Annotated in this window: 18 protein-coding genes; 5 read left to right on the top strand and 13 right to left on the bottom strand. The window is 46.2% G+C overall.

Features of this window, described 5'->3' with window-relative positions; genetic code table 11:
• Position 1: 1 nt before the first annotated feature.
• Positions 2 to 889: a type I methionyl aminopeptidase gene (gene map, locus V3S16_RS16095; protein WP_413886773.1), complete on the bottom strand. Its 888-nt coding sequence runs from the start codon at positions 887 to 889 to the stop codon at positions 2 to 4.
• A gap of 163 nt (positions 890 to 1,052) precedes the next feature.
• Here map and V3S16_RS16090 point away from each other — a divergent pair, with 163 nt between their 5' ends.
• From V3S16_RS16090 to V3S16_RS16075, 4 genes are all read left to right on the top strand, one after another.
• On the top strand, positions 1,053 to 1,526 hold the full coding sequence (locus V3S16_RS16090) for a hypothetical protein (RefSeq protein ID WP_413886769.1): 474 nt from the start codon (positions 1,053 to 1,055) through the stop codon (positions 1,524 to 1,526).
• Between the two features lie 174 nt (positions 1,527 to 1,700).
• Positions 1,701 to 2,111, top strand: coding sequence for a YbjQ family protein (locus V3S16_RS16085; RefSeq protein WP_413886767.1), 411 nt, complete (start codon positions 1,701 to 1,703; stop codon positions 2,109 to 2,111).
• Between the two features lie 12 nt (positions 2,112 to 2,123).
• Positions 2,124 to 2,573, top strand: a complete 450-nt coding sequence (locus tag V3S16_RS16080; protein ID WP_413886765.1) for a YbjQ family protein — start codon at positions 2,124 to 2,126, stop codon at positions 2,571 to 2,573.
• A 1-nt stretch (position 2,574) separates the two neighbouring features.
• Positions 2,575 to 3,405, top strand: a complete 831-nt coding sequence (locus tag V3S16_RS16075) for a M48 family metallopeptidase (RefSeq protein ID WP_413886763.1) — start codon at positions 2,575 to 2,577, stop codon at positions 3,403 to 3,405.
• On the opposite strand, the gene V3S16_RS16070 is transcribed toward V3S16_RS16075, so the two are convergent.
• The 12 genes from V3S16_RS16070 to V3S16_RS16015 all read right to left on the bottom strand — a co-directional run bounded on the left by V3S16_RS16070 (position 3,402) and on the right by V3S16_RS16015 (position 15,788).
• Positions 3,402 to 3,566 (bottom strand): hypothetical protein, encoded by a 165-nt coding sequence (locus V3S16_RS16070; protein WP_413886761.1) that lies wholly within the window; start codon positions 3,564 to 3,566, stop codon positions 3,402 to 3,404. The two genes, V3S16_RS16075 and V3S16_RS16070, sit on opposite strands and share 4 nt — an antisense overlap.
• Positions 3,567 to 4,049 carry a hypothetical protein gene (locus tag V3S16_RS16065; RefSeq protein WP_413886759.1) on the bottom strand — a complete coding sequence of 161 codons (483 nt, stop codon included), beginning with the start codon at positions 4,047 to 4,049 and terminating at the stop codon, positions 3,567 to 3,569.
• 292 nt (positions 4,050 to 4,341) lie between these two features.
• A complete protein-coding gene (locus V3S16_RS16060; protein WP_413886771.1) occupies positions 4,342 to 5,052 on the bottom strand; it encodes an ABC transporter ATP-binding protein in 711 nt (236 codons plus the stop codon).
• A gap of 2 nt (positions 5,053 to 5,054) precedes the next feature.
• The gene (locus V3S16_RS16055; RefSeq protein ID WP_413886757.1) at positions 5,055 to 5,825 is read right to left on the bottom strand and encodes an ABC transporter ATP-binding protein; all 771 of its coding nucleotides are present in this window, start codon (positions 5,823 to 5,825) and stop codon (positions 5,055 to 5,057) included.
• Between the two features lie 240 nt (positions 5,826 to 6,065).
• The gene (locus V3S16_RS16050; protein WP_413886755.1) at positions 6,066 to 7,358 is read right to left on the bottom strand and encodes a branched-chain amino acid ABC transporter permease; all 1,293 of its coding nucleotides are present in this window, start codon (positions 7,356 to 7,358) and stop codon (positions 6,066 to 6,068) included.
• Between the two features lie 47 nt (positions 7,359 to 7,405).
• Entirely contained in the window at positions 7,406 to 8,329 is a 924-nt protein-coding gene (locus tag V3S16_RS16045; protein WP_413886753.1) for a branched-chain amino acid ABC transporter permease, read from the bottom strand.
• Between the two features lie 212 nt (positions 8,330 to 8,541).
• Positions 8,542 to 9,720, bottom strand: a complete 1,179-nt coding sequence (locus V3S16_RS16040) for an ABC transporter substrate-binding protein (protein ID WP_413886751.1) — start codon at positions 9,718 to 9,720, stop codon at positions 8,542 to 8,544.
• Positions 9,721 to 9,830: 110 nt separating this feature from the next.
• Complete coding sequence (locus tag V3S16_RS16035) at positions 9,831 to 10,043, bottom strand: hypothetical protein (RefSeq protein WP_413886749.1); 213 nt, start codon at positions 10,041 to 10,043, stop codon at positions 9,831 to 9,833.
• 64 nt (positions 10,044 to 10,107) lie between these two features.
• Positions 10,108 to 11,598, bottom strand: a complete 1,491-nt coding sequence (gene holA / locus V3S16_RS16030; RefSeq protein WP_413886747.1) for a DNA polymerase III subunit delta — start codon at positions 11,596 to 11,598, stop codon at positions 10,108 to 10,110.
• A 6-nt stretch (positions 11,599 to 11,604) separates the two neighbouring features.
• A complete protein-coding gene (gene lspA / locus V3S16_RS16025) occupies positions 11,605 to 12,102 on the bottom strand; it encodes a signal peptidase II (protein WP_413886745.1) in 498 nt (165 codons plus the stop codon).
• Between the two features lie 197 nt (positions 12,103 to 12,299).
• Positions 12,300 to 15,098 carry an isoleucine--tRNA ligase gene (ileS, locus tag V3S16_RS16020; RefSeq protein WP_413886743.1) on the bottom strand — a complete coding sequence of 933 codons (2,799 nt, stop codon included), beginning with the start codon at positions 15,096 to 15,098 and terminating at the stop codon, positions 12,300 to 12,302.
• 183 nt (positions 15,099 to 15,281) lie between these two features.
• The gene (locus V3S16_RS16015; protein ID WP_413886741.1) at positions 15,282 to 15,788 is read right to left on the bottom strand and encodes an HNH endonuclease; all 507 of its coding nucleotides are present in this window, start codon (positions 15,786 to 15,788) and stop codon (positions 15,282 to 15,284) included.
• A gap of 320 nt (positions 15,789 to 16,108) precedes the next feature.
• Between V3S16_RS16015 and V3S16_RS16010 the strand changes: the two genes are divergently transcribed.
• A complete protein-coding gene (locus V3S16_RS16010) occupies positions 16,109 to 16,600 on the top strand; it encodes a PilZ domain-containing protein (RefSeq protein WP_413886739.1) in 492 nt (163 codons plus the stop codon).
• Positions 16,601 to 16,764: the final 164 nt, after the last annotated feature.

Raw genomic sequence — 16,764 nt, 5'->3', positions numbered from 1 at the left:
TTTATAAGTCATAAGGGGTCAGACTCTCAAAACCCTGGTCGGTGACCAGAATCGTCTGTTCAAACTGGGCCGAAAGCGATCCATCCTTGGTGACGGCCGTCCACTTATCTTCCAGGATAGTAAGGTGTCGTGCTCCCAGATTGATCATGGGTTCAATGGTAAAAACCATGCCCGGAACCAGGGTAACTCCCTCGCCCCGGCGTCCGAAATGAGGAACCTGGGGCGCTTCATGAAAATCAAACCCTACTCCATGGCCCACAAACTCCCTGACCACCGAACATCCCCGGCTTTCAGCATACTCTTGAATAGCCCACCCGATGTCTCCAATGGTGCTGCCGGGCTTTATCGCCGACATACTCCGCTTGAGACCCTCACGGGCCACCTCCACGATCTTTTGGGCCTCAGGTCCGGGCGTTCCCACAAAAAATGTTTTGTTGGCATCAGCGTAATAGCCGTCCAAGATCGGAGTTACGTCTACATTCACAATATCCCCGTCTTTTAAAATGCGCTGTCCGGGAATGCCGTGACAAATCACCTCATTCACGGAAACGCACACGCTCTTTGGAAAACCCCGATAATTCAAAGGAGCGGGAATGGCACCGTTTTTAAGGGTGAATTTATGAACCAGGGTGTTAATCTCATCCGTGGTTATTCCGGGCCGGATTTCAGCTTCTACCATATCGAGAGTTTCCAGGACCAGCTGCCCGGCGCTGCGAATGCTTTCAATATCCGCCGGCTCTTTGAGTCGAATCTTGTATTTTTCAGCATACAATCTCTTCAGTTCGGCAGGCTCCAGCTCAATGTTGCCCAGGCAGCATTTCTTATATTTGCGCCCGCTGCCGCAGGGGCAGGGAGCATTGCGCCCCACTTTTAAATTTCTGTTTTTCATATTACAGAAAATAATAGGAAACTGGTGCCAGGTCAACAGATTATTGAATCCTCCAGTTTGCATATCAAGTCCTAAGTATCTTAACGTATTGAGATTTAGAATAATTTATTTCTTGTAATTTTCAATGAGATTAATAATAGTAAATATATTGAGGTAAGGTGTCATGATCGCAATAGAAGCTATAATGAATCAGGTTCTTCAGAACTGCAACATTGCTGATTCGCAGCATGCCGGCTTATATTCCATCTGCGGCTTGGCCCTGCGCCTCAGGGATCTGTACAAGTGGGAAAACGGCCTTGATCCGTGGGTTGAAAAGGATTCTGCCGAGGTTCTTGAATGGATTGGGGCTAAAGAGCAAAAGTGGGAAGAGCTGGCTGAAAAAGGTTTCAATGCCATAACAATCATGGGCAATAAATACGATCCGTTCGATACTAGTGGTATCGATGCCTTTCAAGAATTTACGCATACGCGCCACTGGGACCTGGTCATTAAAGCCACAGCTGAAGGTTTCAATACCGCCAGATATCATGCTGAAGCGATTAGTGATATCTTTCAAAAAGGTATGCAAAAAAATGATAAGCAATGGATTGAAAATGAGATAGCAATGCGTCTTTTAAGGCCTTTGGGGGTGACCTGAACACCTCAAGTTAGTTCGCATCGCTCACAATTGGAATTGTGCAATACCGGAATAATTGGTTTAAAGGGATTCTAACTAATTATTAAAAAATGATTTTTTATCCACTTTTTTACCCAATATTCCATTACTCCAACATTCCATTATTCCATGACTCTCGCAAAGGAGGTGTCTATCATGTCCAAACGTTATAATCTTGTCTTTGACGGCAGTATTGTGGAAGGGGAAAACATCGAAAAGGTTAAAAAAAATACAAGGACTGCCGACGGGGCCTTGATCCTTACAAATATCGAATCGGTTCCGGGCAAAAAAATCGTAGAGCATTTTGGTTTAGTATCGGGCAGCACCATCAGAGCCAAACATATCGGCCGGGATCTTATGGCCAGTTTAAAAAACATCATTGGCGGTGAACTGAAAGGATATACCGAACTTTTAAATGACTCACGCCGGCAGGCTGTTGACCGTATGATAGACCAGGCGCAACAACTGGGGGCCAACGCCATCGTCAATATTCGCTTTTCAACATCGTCCGTGGCCCAGGGTGCCGCCGAGCTGTACGCATACGGGACGGCCGTGCGAGTTGAGTAAAAGGAGGTCGCCATGAATGATCTTACTATAATTATCACTTTAATTGCCATCGGTTATATTGCCGGGACCTGGGCTGAAAAACGGCATTACCGCTCCATAGAAAAAAGGGAAAGAGAGTTCCTTGACCTGCCGACAGTAAGTATAAAAAATGTCAACATCGATGATGCTAAGGTAAAAAAAGCTGAAATTGTTTACGGGGGTGCCGTAATCTCCGTTGACTACTTTAAACGCATACTTGCCGGTCTGCGAAACATTTTTGGCGGTGCCGTTAAATCCTACGAAAGCCTGATTGATCGGGCCCGGCGGGAGGCGCTTCTGCGTATGAAAGCAATGGCTCCCGATGCAACCATGATCATCAATGTTCGTATAGAAACATCAACCATCGGAAGAAAATCACACAAAAAAAGCGTGGCGTGCCTTGAAGCGTTTGCCTATGGAACCGCTATTTATTTAGAGGAATAGCATGAAATATACGGCCAGAATGCCTGAAACCAACGTAAATGTGACGCCGACATCGCCGCTGAGGGAATTTTTCGTACTTTTGTCAGGGGTAATTGCTATTATTGTGGGTATCTATCTGTTGTTGGGCCTGGCCCTAAACATTATCGTGCCACGCATCCCCATGACCTTTGAACGCAAGATGGCAGGTCCCTTTATCAACTCAATGGCCTCGGTGGATAGATCGTCTGAAAAAGCCCAAACAGTACAAAAGCTCTTAGATGTAATCCAGGGGCGCTACGCCAAGCTTCCGTACACATTTACCGTCTATCTGCAGGAGAGTCCCCGGGTCAATGCGGTTGCATTGCCTGGAGGAAATATAGTTGTTTTTTCAGGACTTTTAGAAAAAGTAGAATCTGAAAATGAATTGGCCTTTATTCTGGCGCACGAAATGGGACATTATGTGAACCGGGATCATCTAAAAGGGCTCGGCCGCGTTTTGGTTTTTATAATGATTTCGGCCGTGCTGTTAGGGCCCGACAGCAGTGTCGGCAACTTACTGGCCCAATCTCTTAATATTACTGAAATGGCGTTTTCCCGCAACCAGGAAACACTGGCGGATGAGTTTGCCCTCAATGCACTGCACAGCACCTATGGGCATGTGGGCGGTAGCGCTGACTTTTTTATAAAATTAAGCAAAGAAGTAAATGCCGGCCTTGGGGGACATTACTTCTCCACCCACCCGGAGAACCTGAAACGGATAGCACATCTGAAAAACTACAGCCGCATACACGGATTTGCCGAAAAATTACTCCGGAACATACCGGCGATAATCAATAAAAAAAGACCCGCTTAAGCTGAATGCCGGTGTAAACCATTCCTGCTATTATCATCAACCGAGTCGTCCTTTGTAATTTTGCCGTCACTTTCGGTTTCATTGTTGTCAAGTTTACGCTTGCCTCTCAGCAGCTTCTTCTTTTCATCGGGCGTACGGGTATCATATTCAATATTCGGCATTTACATTCCTCCTTTGATATAATCCCGGATTATTTCCCTGATCTTTTCAGCCGGGGCCTTATCTTCTCTGCCTTGGCATAACTCTTCAAAACGTTGCCACATTTCAGGTTCAATTTCCAGTAACACGATTTCTATGTTTTCTGTTTTCGAGCTTTCAGGTTCTTCACTTTTGGGCTTGGCAGCTCCCATCGTTGCTTTGGGGGTCTTCTGCGCTTCAGGTTCGGTTTCAGCATCCGTAAATTTAAAATACACGTGCAGTTGGTCGCCATACCGGATGAGGTTCCCAATTTCTGACGGATTCATCCCGGTAGTATCTCCGTCCAGCAGTTCAATCGTTCCTACCCGGGCCATATCCAGAATCGTTTTATCAAAGACTTTTCTAATCGTCTGTGTTTTTTCTCTGACTTTATCGATTCTGTAATACTCCGATCTGCCCAACTTTGCAACAGCCTGGTTGATTTTATACTCAGCTTTCTTTCTCACCTTGCTCCTCGACGGCTGCTTTTTATCACTTTATTTATGCTCATCAAATGTGTTGTTTTGTAACTTCTCTATAACCTTGGAGAAAAGGACCATTTATGGATGGACACTAGTTAGTGTCCATCCATAAATAAATTTAAGCACTAAGTAGTTTCCAATTCAGAAATGAGCAATTTTTTCGATGAGCAAGGCCGCACAAGGGTTTTCGCCCGAGGCGTACTTTAGTACGTCGAGGGCGGAAACCCGCGGAGAACGCCGCTCATCGGAAAAATAGCCATTTATGGATGGAAACTTATTAGCCGCCCAGATATGCCTTCTTGACATCGGGGTTGGCCAGCAGGTCAGCGGATTCTCCTTCCAGAACAATGTTCCCGCTCTCCAATACATAGCCGCGCCGGGCGAATTGCAGAGCCATGCGCGCATTCTGTTCCACAAGCAGAATGGTGGTTCCTTCCCGATTGAGTTCCTGCAGCGCTTTAAACACGCTTATCATCAACAGAGGAGCCAGGCCCATGGACGGCTCATCCAGAAGCATGATTTTACGGCCGCTCATGAACGCTCTGCCGATAGCAAGCATCTGCTGCTCTCCTCCGCTCAGCGTTCCGGACTTCTGCGTTTTACGCTCTTCCAAACGCGGAAAGATCGCAAACACCTGCTCAAAATCCTGCTTGATCTTTTTGGTGTCCTTTCTAGCAAACGTGGCCAGCTTCAGATTCTCCATAACCGTCAGATTGCCAAACAGACGTCTTCCTTCGGGGACATGGGAGATACCGAACTTGCTGACCACTTTGTCCGCTGGATATTGAAGCAAGTCGTTTCCCATGAAGGTCATCTTGGTTCCGGGTTCAACGCGGATCAGTCGGGAAATCGCTCGCAAGGTCGTGCTCTTGCCGGCACCGTTGGCACCGATGATGCACACGATCTCGCCTTCATCGATTTGGAAGCTTACACCGTGAAGTGCCCTAATATTACCATATGACACGCGCAAGTTTTCCACTGACAGCAACATTAGAACACAACCTCTTTGCCCAAATAAGCATCAATTACTTTGGGGTCGTTTTGGATTTCTTCCGGAGTGCCTTCGGCAATAACCCGACCAAAGTCCAGGGTCTGGATGACTTCGCAGAGTTCCATAACCACTTTCAATCTGTGCTCGATGAGAAAAATGGCCAGCCCCAGATCTTGGTGGACATGGCTAATAATCTCCATCATCTGGATCAGTTCTTCCGGGTTCATACCAGCGGTGGGTTCATCCAGAAACAGTACCTTGGGTTCAACCGCCAATGCCCGGGCTATTTCAACTCTTCTCTGATCGCCGTATGGCAGATTGGTCACAACCTGATCTGCCAGATGGTCGACTCCCACAATCTTCAAAAGGCCATAAGCTTTTTCCGCAATCTCCGCTTCTTCCCTGTGTCGCTTGGGCGTGCCGAAAAAAGCCCCTATCAGGCCATAGCTGATTTTGGAGTAACGGGCCATTTTGACATGCTCCAGGACGGTCATATGCCGCCACAGTTGCAGGTTTTGGAAGGTTCTGCCGATACCCATGGAAGCGATTCTGTGAGGTTGGAGGCCGGTAATTTTTTTTCCCCCCAGATAGATGTCGCCTTCGGTGGGCTTATAGATACCGGTAATAAGATTGAAGATAGTGGTTTTGCCTGCTCCATTGGGTCCGATCAAAGCTCTGATCTGGCCGGCCTCTATCTCCAGATCATAAGTGTTGACAGCCCGCAAGCCACCAAAGTCGTGGCTCATTTTTTCAACCCGAAGCAACGGCATTCTAAACCTCTTATTCTATCCGTCTATATCGTTGAAGATACTAAAATTTACGTCAAGTTTTTAAACCACAATTCGCTACAAAATATCACAAGATACTGGATACTTGTTTCTGGATACTGGATGTAATAGGGAATTTGTGTTTTTGTGAATCAAGTATCCAGCATCGAGAATCCAGCATCGTTTTTTTCGCAAGCAATGGAAATGGTTTACATCAATTCGCCGGTTTTAGATAAAGCTTCGCTAATCGTTATGTTTAGGTCTTATCAGCTTCTTAACATCAAATTCCTTAAAAGCAATCAGGCCGGTTGGACGATAAATCATTACCAAAATGAGCAAAAGGGGAATAATAATCCACTTGAAAATCTCCAGCGGCCGCAGAAATTCACCTAGCATACTCAGGCTCACAGCACCGACAATGGAACCGTAAACGGAGTTGAGCCCACCGAAATAGACCATAGCCAGAACCTCGGCAAGTTTTTGAAGGCCGAACGTCCCTGGATTAATATACCTTAGTACATGGGCAAAAAGTCCGCCGGCCACGCCGGCCCAGAAGGCTGCAAATAAAAATGCCACTACTTTTGTGCGTTTGGTATCGACGGTCATGGCATTAGCCGCTATTTCATCGTCACGCACCGCATTCAGCGCCTTTCCCATGGTTGAACGTACAAAATTATTGATGATCCATATGCATGCAATAGTCCACATAAAGACTGTAGGCAGATTGGCATAGTCCGGCTGATTGCTCAAACCCCTTGGGCCGCCAACGATCTCTAAGTTTTCGATCATACTTTTGACAATAAACATAAATGCCAGGGAGATGATGGCCAGATAGTCACCCCTGGTCCGAAACGAGGGTATGGCTATTGCGAGTGCGCCCACAGCCGCCACGATACCGCCGATGATCAAAGCAATGGGAAACATGAACGGTCCCAGAGCAGCGGGGAGAACCGCAGCCCCGAAAAGTTTATCCTTGACAAACAGTGCCACGGTAAATACCGAGGCGCCGTAGGCCCCCAAAGCCATAAACGCTGGATGAGAGCAGGAGAACTCTCCCATGTAGCCGTTAATTACGTTTAAGCTCAAGGTAACCATAATGGCAATCATGGTAAGCTTGAGTGTCAGAACCCGGTAGGCACTGATATCTGACCACAGATGCAAAATGGCATACAGCAACCCAAGATGAATCAATACCGAAATTAACGTGGGAAAATTGAAAAGCCAAGCCACAAAACGGTTTGTCAGCGCAGCGCTCAGCCGTGCCATGGTGCCTATCGGCAGGGCATATATCAGCAGCACGAAGATAAGCGCGCTGGGAATCAGCAAGGGCTTTTTGAGCATAATAACAAAGCCGAAAAGGACCGGTATTTTGGGCAATCTCAGAACATCGGCCAGCGCATCACCCAAATAATATTCAAGCATTACCGCAATTAAGGCGCCAAGCAGCCAGCCCAGCATGGGTACCTGTGCAAACGATTCCCTGAGCTTGCTCTTTAAAGTTTTCTTTTTTTCTGGCAACTTGCCTTGGTCCTCCATATCAATTCCTGGTTGCCGGCGCTGATAGACAAAACGTCCGTTAACAACTACAATCTCAAACGAGCACTGTAAGGCTCTCCAAAAAAGCCGTGAGGCCTGATGGCCAGAATAAGCAGAATGATTGAATAGGCGATGAAATCTCGGAGGGTCGAGGGAAAGATCATAACCACAAAAATCTCAATGAAGCCCAGCATAAATCCGGCCAGGCAGGCCCCAAAAATAGACCCTCTGCCCCCCAAGATCGCCGCCACGAAAGCTTTCCACCCGAACACAATGCCCATGTATGGATCCAGAACAGGATAGGCTATACCAAAGAGTATCCCGGCAGCGCACGCCAGAGCCGATCCGATAGCAAAAGTCATAGCGGCAATGGCGTTAATCGACACACCCATCAAGGGGACGACCACAAAGTCAAAGGCCATGGCCCGCATGGCCATGCCCCACTTGGTCCGGCGCACAAACAGATGCAGTCCAAGCATGAGAGTCAAGGATACACCGACAATCATAATCTTCTTGTTGGTGATATATACGCCGCCAAGATTGTAGGTAGTGGATTTAATCAGGGAAGGAAAGCTGACTCTTCTGGCGCCCAGCAGAGCCAGGTTTCCGGTCTCAAGGATGATCCCGATCATTAGACCGGTGATAGCGGCTGAGGCACGCGGGGCTTCCCGCAAAGGCCGGTACCCTACCCTTTCGACAATCATGCCCACAAAAGAGGTCAGAAACATGGATATGATAATGGTCAACACCAGGATCAACCAGTTGGGGAGCGCCAGAGCACCCGCAGAGGCCAGTGCCGTCAATCCGGTGGCGACACCGAAACCGATGTACGCCCCGACCATGAAAATATCGCCGTGAGCAAAATTAAAAAGCATCAGGATACTGTAGACCATGGAGTAACCCAGGGCGATCAAGGCGTAGAAGCTGCCCCATTGCATAGCATTGACCAGGTTCTGGAGAAAAAAGGTCATTGAATTAAATCCTGATGGCGTCGTAAAAAGTCCCATCTATAGTTGAATTTGTGACTTTTTACGAGATCATCAATCCTGTTGGTTTCAAAAAAGGCGGGCTCAGAGCACAAAGGCCCTGGCCCGCCTTTTTTATAATGTTTCTTTTATTCTACGTGTTAACGTCTTGCCGGGCTGAAAACGTTTGGATAAACCATATATCCAATCCTTAGCTCTTATGGACAGACAGACTTGTAAAACCCGAATTCACCCTTGTCACTGATCTTAACGATAACGGCACATTTGATCGGGTCGCCGTCTTCGGTGAAGGTCATCTGTCCGGTGATGCCGTCGAATTCCTTGATTTTAGCCAGGGCATCGCGGACTGCCTTGCGATCCTCTTCTATCTTCCCCGTAATCTTCCCCACAGACTCAATGGCTTTCTGGACGATACGCAGAGAATCCCATGTCAGAGCGCCCACATCGTCCGGCACATAGCCGTACTTTTTGTTGTATCTATCGATGAATTCTTTGGTGGCTCCTGTGGCACCTGCTGCCGCGTAGTGGGTGCTGAAGAATAACCCATCACAGTCATCGCCGCAGTGTTCTATCAGTTCGGCCGAACCCCAGCTGTCACTGCCGACAATGGGTTTATCCCATCCCAATTCGTGGGCCTGTTTAACGATTAAGGCAACTTCATTATAATATTGCGGGGTGAACAATACCTGGGCATCTGAATTTATTATCTTGGTCAACTGAGCGCTGAAGTCGACGTCTTTGGTGGTAAAGCTTTCAAACGCCACCACAGAACCGGCACCATTGTTTTTCTCCCAGGCATCTTTGAAAAATTCGGCCAACCCTTTGGGATAGTCACTGGCCACATCGTATAGCACCGCGGCTTTGGTGTACCCGAACTCCTCTTTAATGAAATTAGCCAGTACCGGGCCCTGGAAAGGATCAAGGAAGCAGCCTCTAAAAACAAAGGGGCGGTCCTTGGTGGTGTCGGGGTTTGTAGACCAGGGGCTGATCATGGGAGTTTTGTAGTTGTTGGCAACGCCGCCCGCAGGTATGGCCTGCTTGGAGGACTGGGGGCCGACAATAACCAGCACTTCGTCTTCGGTAATCATCTTGGTAGCGACCTTAATCGCCGATTCCGCTTTGGACTCGTTGTCCTCGATGACCAACTCGACCTTGAACTTCTTTCCGCCGACTTCAATTCCACCGGCAGCATTAATATCTTCAAGCCACATCTGTGCTGCAAACTTTGTGCCCTCTCCCACTTTGGGAATATCGCCGGTCATCGGTGCATTGATACCGATTTTAATTGATTCGGGGGCTTTGGGGCCACATGAGACAAAAACAAAACTTAAAACAATACAAGATACAACTACCGTAAATAACAATCCTTTTCGCATTGCCACCTCCTTTTCCGGTGCATCATTAATGAGTTAAAAAAGAACTACCACATCAACCATTATTCATACGTAAATTAAGCTTGAGTTGATAACACAGCGGCTTAACTATTTCAACTCCTGTTTTTTAAATCTGCGATCAGTTCTTTCATAATCACAAGAACATTGCGCCCTCTGCTGCGGGCAATTTGATGTGCTTCTGCCACAATTTTCCGGGCCTGACGCTCAAGCTCTGAAGTAGCGGGTAGCGGCAGATTCATTTTCTGATACCGCCACTGCAGATAACGGACCGCCAGTCGCTCCTGCTGTTGCCTGATAAACCCCATGTGTTGTTCTCCAATAAAATCGTTTTACGATTTTATGAAACTCCCGCAAGCACGCTTGCGGGATCTAATGCCTGCAGATTTTTAAAATTGCCTCTTCCAATATGAGCTTGGGGCGCTGCCCGGTAGACTTAAGCCGCATATCGGCCCGGCGCAGACACTCAAAGGCGGCCATAATCTCTGCGGTTGTATATTTTTCAGATTTCTGGAGCAAAAGATAAACAGGATACGGATTGTTGGGATTTTTTGCTATCATAAGATCCGTCACCAATTTACTTTTCTTCTTGGCTCCTTTCTTGGTCCCGCTCTTACTAGTGGTATGCGTATCTTCGGAAATCATGCTCTCCCATGCTTCGATCTGTTCCAAAAGTGCACGATCGTGTGCCTGGATCGCAGGCATGATGTGTTTTTTAAAATAACCGTAGTCGGCTCCGGTATGCCGGCTACTACTCTGGGATTTTTCTACAAACCCTTTAACAAGCAGAAGCTTTCTGATCTGATTGATTATCGCAGCCAGAATCTGCAACGGGTGAAGGTCGTCCGCAAGCAGAGAATTTAAATAAAAGAGGGCCCTTTCAACATTGCGATCCGACACGGCGTTGGTCAACTCATAGACGGGATCCTTTTTGGTACGCTCTAAAACAGAGCTGACATCATCTACGCTAATCTCCTTTCGATCCCCCACATAACTGGCAAGTTTTTCCAGGTTTTGGGCAAAAGTTCGCAAATCAAAGCCGGTCATTTCACACACGGCCCGGTAAGCGTCTTGATCGATAGTCTTGTCGAAGCGCTTAAGAATCGCGTCCCGCCTTTCACTCAGGGTGTTCTCTTGGGCCATTTTGTCAGCTCGGCGATCACCTTTGGGGACCGAACAGTCGATGATTACACCTTCTTGGCGTATGATTTTATACAGAGATCTCCGTTTATCGATCAAATCGGTGGTGATGATCAGATGATTCCCTCTGGGAAATCCCTTTACAATGGCTTGGCCTACAGCCTCGGCACTGTCATCAACGACAGGTATAGGCAGGCTGTTGTCCAGGCAATAATCGATGATGTCGTCCAGCCACTGGTCATCGCTTAAGCTGTCTTTATCAAGCTTTAAAGCCTTGGTTCTATTTTCGTGTTGTAGATCATCAAACGTAAGATTCAAAAGCCCCAAAATATTAAGAAAATATCTGGCAGCATTCTTATGGTCTTTGTTTGCATAGGCTTCCTTTGCTTTTACAATCAGTTTGCCTTCATCCTGTTTTGAATAGAAAATGTTAGAATCGCACATGGCAACAACTTTAGTGCCGGGCATAAGCGCGTAGGTATTTACGCGCTCTATTGCTGCCTGAATGTTATTACCCGTACCTTCAATCGGCTCATAATTAAGGCTGCGTTTTGCCGCAGGCATCAGGACCTTTAAAAGCTCTTCTAAGGCGATTTTGTAAAGAAGCTCTTCTCCGTATATCAGATACACCGGTGCAAAACCGCCCGATAGTTGCTTTTTCCCCAGATCTTTCAGATAGTTTTTGAGCGCTTTATAGTTAATTTCATCCTTAACTTTAGGCACTTTAGCTCACTCCGGTAGTTTCTTAAAGACAAGATGAATTAAAAAAATCGCAACCCCGACGGTGATTGCACTGTCCGCGATATTAAACGCCGGCCAGTGGTAGCTTCCAAGGTAAAAATCTAAAAAGTCGACTACCTTGCCGAAGCGAACTCTATCGATCAGGTTGCCCAGAGCCCCCCCGAAAATCAGAGCAAAACCGGTCGCAAGCAAAGAATGTGTCTTGGGTGTATTCCGGTAAAAATAGAATATCAAGCCAACGGCCAGGGATGAAATTAGAACAAAAAGCATGCTACGTACACTCGAACTTTGAGTTGCCAAAAAACCGAAAGCTCCGCCTGGATTTTGAATATGGGCGAGGTTGAAGAATCCGGGTATAACAGCTACAGAACGATACAACGGCAGGGTATTTAAGATCGCGGCCTTTGTTATCTGATCTAAGACGATGACGGTAGCGGCAACGACAACCAGCTTTTGATATTTAGCTCTTGCTTCTGGAAAAAGCATAGTCGATGGACTCGCAAAAAGATCACAAAAAATGACCTTTGTTCGAAAGTGTTTTGTATTTGGTGTTTAGTGTTTGGTAATAAAAAAAGTTGGTATATCAGCATATCTTTAAAACAAAACACCAAATACTAAACACCAAACACCTGATGAACCCAATATTTTTGATTTCTTCAATTATTATGTTGGTTTGTCGCCGGTTAAATAATCTTCTGCAGAGCATCCTGACAGCGGCTACAAATTGAAGGATGCTCCGTGCTTGTTCCCACCGAAGGATCATGTATCCAGCAACGCTCACATTTTTCAACCGCTGCCGGTTCAACCAGAATCGACAACCCATCGACGTCCGAACTTTTAAAGGCGCCGGCCGGTTGCTCCGCCTGAACCAGAGAAGCTCTGGAAACAATCAGAACGGATCTCAAGTCATTTAAATACGGATATAGCGCATCATACAATTCTTGATTTGGATAGATTGTAACGGCGGCATCAAGGGAGTGACCAATGAGCTTTTTTGCTCTGGCTTCTTCCAGGGCCTTTGTAACTTCACCACGCAGGTCAAGTATACGGTCCCATTTTTCTGCCAGCTCCGCATTCAGCCAGGCCGTATTCACCACAGGCAGAGAAGTCAAATGAACGCTCGCTTCTTTCTGTGTGCGATCCGGCATGAACTGCCAGACCTCTTCAGCCGTAAACGAAAGTATCGGTGCCATTAGCCTGGCAATAGAGTCTACCATAATGTGTATAACGGTCTGAGCGCTTCTTCTTTCAATAGACTCCGGCGGGAACGTATAAAGTCGGTCTTTGAGAATATCAAGGTAAAACGACGAAAGATCCAGGGTGCAATAGTTGTACAGCGCATGATAAATAATATGAAAATCATAGGACTCATAGGCTTGCAGTGACCGCTGGATCAATACTTGGAGTCCATGGAGAGCGAATCTGTCAATTTCCGGCATTAATTCATAGGAAACCGCATGTTTTTCACAATCAAAGTCATATAAATTTCCGAGCATGAACCTGCTGGTATTTCTAATTCTTCGATAGGCATCACTGAGCTGTTTTAATATATTATCAGAAATCCTAATATCATCCTTGTAGTCCGATGCCGCCACCCAGAGACGTAGAATTTCAGCACCATGTTTGTCGATAACCTCCTTGGGGGCGATAACATTTCCAAGGGACTTGGACATCTTTTTGCCGTCGGCATCAACCACAAACCCGTGGGTCAATACGGATTTGTAGGGCGCCGATCCCCTTGTGCCCACGGCTGCCAGCAGCGAACTGTGAAACCATCCTCTGTGCTGATCGCTCCCCTCCAGGTAAAGATCGGCAGGCCAGGTTAAATTTTCACGTTCTTCAAGTACGGCGGCATGGCTGACCCCGGATTCGAACCACACATCCAGGATGTCGGTTTCTTTAATAAAAGTTTGATGTCCACACTGGCTGCATACGCTATCTTCCGGCAAAAATTCCTCGGCTCCTTTTTCAAACCAGATGTCAGCACCGTGAGCTTCAAAGCGGGTAAACATCCGATCAACGATTTCCTGGTTGATATGCAGAGCTTCGCATTTTTCACAATAAAATATTGTTATGGGAACACCCCAGGCACGCTGCCGGGAAATGCACCAATCCGGCCGTTTTTCAATCATGCCGTAAATACGCTCCCGGCCCCAAGGGGGTATCCACTTTACCTTGTCGATCTCTTCAAGGGAATTTTTTCTTAATCCTTTTTCATCCATGGATATAAACCACTGGGGGGTGGCCCGAAAAATAACCGGTTTTTTGCAGCGCCAGCAATGTGGATATGAATGCTTAATTTTATCCTGGGCCATTAAAAATCCCGTCTCTAGTAATTTTGCCGTGATCTCTTTGTTGGCTTTGAAAACGAACTGTTTTTCAAAAAAACCGACCGCATTGGTAAAACAGCCGCTGTCGTCAACCGGTGAATAAACATCCAAACCGTATACAAGGCCTATTTCATAATCATCCCGGCCATGACCCGGGGCGGTATGAACACAACCGGTGCCGGCCTCCAAGGTTACATGCGAGCCCAGAATAAGCAGAGAATCGCGATCATAAAGGGGGTGCAGGCACCGTTTGCCTTCAAGTATGGGGGCTTCGATTTCAGATAGAATCGTAAAATCCGAAATGCCGAAAGTCTGCATACAGCTTTCCACCAGATCCCTTGCCAGAATAAGCACTTCACCTGCTCCCGTATCTACGGCCGCATAAACAAAATCCGGATGTAGTGCTATGGCAAGATTGGCCGGAATGGTCCAGGGCGTTGTTGTCCAAATGACCACAAAAACTTTTTTGCCGGATAAATCGGGAATTTCACTGCTTAAATCGTCTTTAAAGGGAAATTTAACAAAAATCGACGGTGATGTTTCATCAAAATATTCTATCTCCGCTTCAGCCAGAGCGGTTTGGCAGCTGCAACACCAGTGGATCGGTTTTTTGCTCCTGAACAGACTGCCCTGGAGTGCGAACTGGCAGCATTCACGTGCAATAATAGCTTCATATCTATGGTTCATCGTCAAGTAGGGATTCTCCCAATCTCCTAAGACACCCAATCTTTTGAACTCTTCACGCTGAATATCAATATATTTTTCAGCATACGCCCGGCATAATCCGCGAAATTCGGACTGGGATATTTGCTGCTTTTTAACCCCAATCTCTTTATCAACATTATGTTCGATGGGAAGTCCGTGACAATCCCATCCCGGTACGTAAACAGCGTCATAACCTGCCATCTGGCGCGAACGAACAACAATATCCTTTAAAATCTTATTCAAGGCCGTACCGATATGAATGTGGCCGTTGGCATAGGGGGGGCCGTCATGCAGAATAAACTGCCGGCGCCCTGCTGAAGCTTCCCGGATTTTTTCGTATAACCCAATTTCTGCCCACTGCTTTAAGCGCTCAGGCTCACGCTTTACCAGGCTGGCTTTCATGGGAAACTTTGTCATTGGCAGATTGAGAGTTTTCTTATAGTCCATGCATCCTCCATTCTCGAATCCAAATAGAGCGATTTTATTTTTAAGCTCTAAAAATTACTTTTAAAACCATTTTCTGTCAAGAAAATACGTGCTCTTAGCAAGGCTACGTGATTGAACAAGTACAAAAAAACCCGAACAAAACTGTTCGGGTTTAAGGTTGGAGCAAAAAGCATAAAAGCCGGGCTAGTAAATTCCCATATCCCTCAGAATATCATTGATACCAAGTTTTTTGACTCTCAACCGCAAAAACTCTGAAATGGTGGGCTGATAGGCCTTTACTTTGAGGAACATTTGCGCTTCCCGGGGTGTCCGGTCACCTTTTTTATTATTGCACGGTTTACAAGACGATACACAGTTTTCAAAGTTGGCCTTACCGCCTTTGGATTTGGGAATTATATGGTCAATTGTCAGCCTTTGTCTTTCCGCGCCGCAATAAGCACATTTGAAACCGTCTCTAACGAGAATATTTTTTTTGCTGAACGGTACTCGATTGACATAAAGCGCCCTAATGAGCTTTATCAGCTTCATAACAGCAGGAACTTTAATTATGATGCCTTCAGCGGTTCTGATGATTCTTGCTGAATGCTTTAAAACCTGAACCTTGCCCTTTATCATCAAACACATGGCACGTTTCCAGTCGACCACATTCAGATAAGTATAGTCTGCATTCAGCAAAATGCACTGATTCATTTCATCCCCTTATCAAAAGACCTTTGAAATATTAATAATGTCAATGGGCTTTTATACCTGATCTTTCCCGGCAAATCAATCCTTATGAATACGAATTCATCAATGTTAAAAAAATCGTAGAATTCTCTGGGATTTAACTCAGGTGATCCCCCAAAGTCGTTTTTGACAAAAAAAGTACATAATTTTATGTAGTTCTTTACATAATTTCACAATTTTGTTATGTATCGACATTTCTGTTTTTGTCAGACCATCAGAACAACTATTTGAATTTGCCATAATCAACCCCTATAAAGCTGACAGAAGCAGGTCTTTAGGAAGAAATGATGGAAACTGAAAATCGAGATTATCCTAATATTTCGGGCAGACGCTCCGGTCACAACCGCAGGGCATTCGCTGATCCTAATTACAGGTCAATTGAAAAACGAGTCACTGCCGACAGAAGAAAAGGACTACAGAAAAGGACAGACAAACGCTATAGAGTTAAGGATCTCACCTTTGTCAAACTCAGATCTGAATCTGAAATAGAAATCGGACAACTCTTAGATATAAGCAAGGAGGGGCTTGCATTTCGCTACTTTATTGATAACAAACAATCACGAAAATATCATGATTTGGGACTATTTTTATCTGGTGGTGGTTTCAGCATTGACCGGATCCCTTTCAGGGCTGTTTCAAACATTGAACTGGCTAATAACTCACAATTTAGCACAATAATTCTAAAACGATACGGTGTGCAATTCGAAAAGTTGACTCCCGATCAAACAAACCGGTTGGATCATTTTCTGCTAAACTACACCTTAGGCGAGGCTTAGGTAGTGTCCATCCATAAATGGCTCTTTTTGCCCTGCTCGGCGTTCTCTCTCCGAGGCGTAGGGCTCTACCCTCCGGCCTGTAAGCCCTACGGGCTGGAAGCGGAGCCGGAGGCCGCGGGTTTCCGGCTGCGGCGTACAGGCGTACGCCTTCCTGTCCCGCTTTG

Origin of the sequence: Candidatus Desulfatibia sp. (genome assembly GCF_036446775.1) — a bacterium.
Classification (GTDB): Bacteria; Desulfobacterota; Desulfobacteria; order Desulfobacterales; family UBA11574; genus Desulfatibia_A.
This window is presented reverse-complemented; position numbering and strand designations above follow the sequence as displayed.

Coding starts and splice junctions, on each gene's coding strand:
- map (WP_413886773.1), bottom strand. CDS start 889: ATGAAAAACAGAAATTTAAAAGTGGGGCGCAATGCTCCCTGCCCCTGC.
- V3S16_RS16090 (WP_413886769.1), top strand. CDS start 1,053: ATGATCGCAATAGAAGCTATAATGAATCAGGTTCTTCAGAACTGCAAC.
- V3S16_RS16085 (WP_413886767.1), top strand. CDS start 1,701: ATGTCCAAACGTTATAATCTTGTCTTTGACGGCAGTATTGTGGAAGGG.
- V3S16_RS16080 (WP_413886765.1), top strand. CDS start 2,124: ATGAATGATCTTACTATAATTATCACTTTAATTGCCATCGGTTATATT.
- V3S16_RS16075 (WP_413886763.1), top strand. CDS start 2,575: ATGAAATATACGGCCAGAATGCCTGAAACCAACGTAAATGTGACGCCG.
- V3S16_RS16070 (WP_413886761.1), bottom strand. CDS start 3,566: ATGCCGAATATTGAATATGATACCCGTACGCCCGATGAAAAGAAGAAG.
- V3S16_RS16055 (WP_413886757.1), bottom strand. CDS start 5,825: ATGCCGTTGCTTCGGGTTGAAAAAATGAGCCACGACTTTGGTGGCTTG.
- V3S16_RS16050 (WP_413886755.1), bottom strand. CDS start 7,358: ATGGAGGACCAAGGCAAGTTGCCAGAAAAAAAGAAAACTTTAAAGAGC.
- V3S16_RS16045 (WP_413886753.1), bottom strand. CDS start 8,329: ATGACCTTTTTTCTCCAGAACCTGGTCAATGCTATGCAATGGGGCAGC.
- V3S16_RS16040 (WP_413886751.1), bottom strand. CDS start 9,720: ATGCGAAAAGGATTGTTATTTACGGTAGTTGTATCTTGTATTGTTTTA.
- V3S16_RS16035 (WP_413886749.1), bottom strand. CDS start 10,043: ATGGGGTTTATCAGGCAACAGCAGGAGCGACTGGCGGTCCGTTATCTG.
- lspA (WP_413886745.1), bottom strand. CDS start 12,102: ATGCTTTTTCCAGAAGCAAGAGCTAAATATCAAAAGCTGGTTGTCGTT.
- ileS (WP_413886743.1), bottom strand. CDS start 15,098: ATGGACTATAAGAAAACTCTCAATCTGCCAATGACAAAGTTTCCCATG.
- V3S16_RS16015 (WP_413886741.1), bottom strand. CDS start 15,788: ATGAATCAGTGCATTTTGCTGAATGCAGACTATACTTATCTGAATGTG.
- V3S16_RS16010 (WP_413886739.1), top strand. CDS start 16,109: ATGATGGAAACTGAAAATCGAGATTATCCTAATATTTCGGGCAGACGC.